We start from the raw sequence: 3,318 nt of genomic DNA, 5'->3' as shown, positions 1-3,318 counted from the left end.
TACTAAAATTTTCCAAAAAAGTAACTTTAGTATATAATTTAAATAGTTAACTTTACAATGTTTTTTTGGGGATTTGGAATGATTAATGTACAGGTACAATCATTAATAAACGATAAAGGACCTGTTATTGATAGCGACTGTACTCTGTCTGATGCAATAAATAAAATGGTTGAGTACAATGAAGGATTTATAATAATCCTTGCTAAGAATAACCCAGTGGGAATACTTACAGAAAGAGATGTTGTTCGGCTAACTATGCAAAAAGTAAATTTTCAAGATAAAGTTCTTGGATTTGCATCACGAAATTTAATAACTGTAAGAAAGGATAGAGATTTATATTTTGCGATTAATTTGATGATAGAAAATAATATAAGAAGATTGGTTGTAGTAGGCGAAAAAGGAGAATTTATAGGTAGTATCACGATGAAAAAAATTTTAACTAAAATAGAGGAGGATTTGTTAAAAAAAGATTTATCCTTGAAGGACGTAAATGCATCAAAAGAAATCATATCGGTAGAAAGACAAACAAAAACCGATGATGTTTTAAAATTGTTCGTTTTAAAAAACATTGGTTCTGTTGTTATAACGGATAATCAAAAACCTATAGGAATATTTACAGAAAGGGATGTTTTGAACAAAATAGGTATTTTAAATTTAGAAGCTCCTATAGAAAATTATATGGTTTCTCCAGTTTTTACTGTAGATATAGAAACGTCAGTGTATAAAGCATTGAAAATTATGAATGAAAAAAATATAAGTAGATTACTGATAGTTTCAGATAGCAAATATGTAGGCTTTATAACTCAAAGAGATATTTTAAGGATAGTTGGAGGAGATTTAAAATCATTTTTAGAAAAAAAGTTAAAACACGCAAAAGATGTGTTAGACCTTCTACCAGAGTTAGTTATAGAGTTAATAGACTTCTCAGAAGAGCAGGTTGTTTTATGGATGAATAAAAAAGCAAAAGAAAAGATTGGGGATTTTGTTGGAAGTAATATAACAACTATCATTCCTGAAAGAGATTGGGGATACATTTATTCCCAACTTTTGAGGCATAAAAAAATAGAGAGATACAGAATTACAAACAAATCTTCTATTTACGAAATCTCAGGTTCATACCTATTTTCTGATGCGAAAGATTATAAGGGAAGAGTAAAGTTAATGTTAAGGGATATTTCCGAAGAATATGAGAAGGAAAAATTGGTACAAAAAGAGCTACAAACGTATAAATCTATAATCAACTCTATAGATGACATGATAATCATATATCAAGCAGATAATGGAAAAATAAAACTGTTTAACAATTCAGTTAATAAAAAATTGGGATATACTGATGAAGAGTTGATAAACATGACTATATACGATATAGTTGAAGAGGATGAAGAATTTATCAAACAAAATATAGAAAAAATTGTTAGAAAAGGTTTGACAATAACTGGCAGGCGTACATATAAAGAAGTTCATGGAGAAAGAATTCCGGTAGAGGTCAGTGCATCAAGTGTTTTATTTAACGGTGTTCCACACATATCTATAGTTGCAAGAGATATTAGTCAGCGAGTTAAACTTGAAAAAGAAATAGAAGAGAAGAATTTTAAAATTCAAGTACTACATAATTTTATTCTTAATTTAAATAGAGCTACTTCTGTAAATGAAGCTTATCATTTACTCGCAAAAGTTTTAATCGAAAATATAAAGATAGATAAATTGTTAATATATAAAATAAATCCTTCACTAAATAAAGTATCTGATATACTAACCTTCGGATTTGATATAGAACATGAAGAATACTGTATAAACGGGGATATTAATGAATGTAAAGTAATACTTACTGGTAATACTATACTAAAAAATAGTGAGTTTGATTATGTTTGTCAAAGGATGAACATTTCGCACAAATCTTTTTTGTGTAGCAAAATTTTATCTTCGGGAAAGGTTATCGGTATTTTGAATATGGTTAGTAATGAGAGAAACTTTTTTACACCAGACAAAGTGGATACTATAGAAGATTTAGTTAACGCATTTTCTCCGTTTGTATCCAATTTAAATTTGATAGAGATTAATAAAGAGCTTGCGTTAAAAGATAGTTTAACGAATTTATACAACAGACGATTTATTACAGAGTTTTTTATGAAAGAACTGGAAAAAGCTAAGAGGTTTAATTACGATGTAGGCTTGTTAATCATAGATGTTGATAACTTTAAAAAGTTAAATGATACTTATGGTCATCAAACTGGAGATATCGTTTTAAAAAAAATAAGTAATGTATTTTCAAACACTGTTAGAGATATGGATGTAGTTGGTAGATGGGGAGGGGAAGAATTCATCGTTATTCTGCCAAAGTCAGACAAAGAAAACACATTCAAAGTTGCAGAGAGAATAATAAAAAATATCAGTTCAGAAATTATATCTATAGAAGGTGGGAAATTATTGTACACTACCGTGAGTATCGGAATGGCTGTTTTTCCGGAAGATGGAGAAAATTTAGATGATTTAATAAAGGTTGCTGATTCTAAGCTGTATGAAGCCAAAAAAAGTGGTAAAAATAAAGTAGTAGGATGAAAGAAGAAAATTTAGGAATTTCCGAAACTTTTATTGCAAGGCAAAGTATTGTCGATGAGTTTATGGATATTTTTGGATATGAATTTTTCTTTAGAGAAGGATTATATCCGTACGCCCGGATAAAAGAACCAAATGAAGCTACTGTTAAACTTATTGAAATTATGTTAAAGTTGTAGGTACAACGATAATGATGGATGATATGTGTATTAATCCAGCCGGATTACCACCTTCTAAAATATCTCCCACAGCAAATAATACTAACGCTGCAATTATCCCGCCAATAGTGGTTATATCCACGCTTTTCTCTCCGTTTTTTTATTTTATTATATCAGATTTTAACAATATTATAGCAGGAAGTCTCCATCTTCTATAAGGTTCCAGATGAATTGCTACTTTATTATTGGACATTTTAGTGTATAATATTTCTAAGGTGAAAACAATGCTAAAAGCATACAGATATAGAATATATCCAAATAAGGAGCAAAAAGAGTTTTTCTCAAAAACATTCGGCTCTTGTAGGTTCATTTGGAATATTATCCTTGAAGAAAAATTAAAAGCTTTGGAAAACACAGAAAAAATACCAAGAATAACTCCTGCAAAATACAAAGAAGAACATCAATTCTTAAAAGAAATAGACAGTTTAGCTTTAGCCAATGTCCAACTTAACTTGGAAAAAGCATTAAAAAACTGGCTTAAAAACCCTAAACACTTTGGAAAACCTAAATTCAAAAAGAAAAAAGATAAACAATCCTACACTAC

Annotated in this window: 3 protein-coding genes and 1 pseudogene; 3 read left to right on the top strand and 1 reads right to left on the bottom strand. The window is 29.2% G+C overall.

Annotated features, from left to right (window positions below; translation table 11 throughout):
* Window positions 1-78 precede the first annotated feature (78 nt).
* A complete protein-coding gene (locus NE054_RS07515) occupies window positions 79-2,559 on the top strand; it encodes a diguanylate cyclase (RefSeq protein WP_297890288.1) in 2,481 nt (826 codons plus the stop codon).
* Window positions 2,556-2,735: a hypothetical protein gene (locus tag NE054_RS07510; RefSeq protein ID WP_297890286.1), complete on the top strand. Its 180-nt coding sequence runs from the start codon at window positions 2,556-2,558 to the stop codon at window positions 2,733-2,735. Before NE054_RS07515 ends, NE054_RS07510 begins: the two co-directional genes overlap by 4 nt.
* Here NE054_RS07510 and NE054_RS07505 read toward each other — a convergent pair.
* A pseudogene (locus NE054_RS07505) lies at window positions 2,725-2,856 on the bottom strand (flagellar motor protein MotA); the annotation flags it as partial. The gene NE054_RS07510 and the pseudogene NE054_RS07505 sit on opposite strands and share 11 nt — an antisense overlap.
* Window positions 2,857-2,998: 142 nt before the next feature.
* On the opposite strand from NE054_RS07505, the gene NE054_RS07500 reads away from it, so the two are divergent.
* A partial coding sequence (locus NE054_RS07500; protein ID WP_297890282.1) for a helix-turn-helix domain-containing protein occupies window positions 2,999-3,318 on the top strand: 320 nt, incomplete at its 3' end.

The organism is Sulfurihydrogenibium sp. (assembly GCF_027448985.1).
GTDB lineage: Bacteria > Aquificota > Aquificia > Aquificales > Hydrogenothermaceae > Sulfurihydrogenibium.
This window is presented reverse-complemented; position numbering and strand designations above follow the sequence as displayed.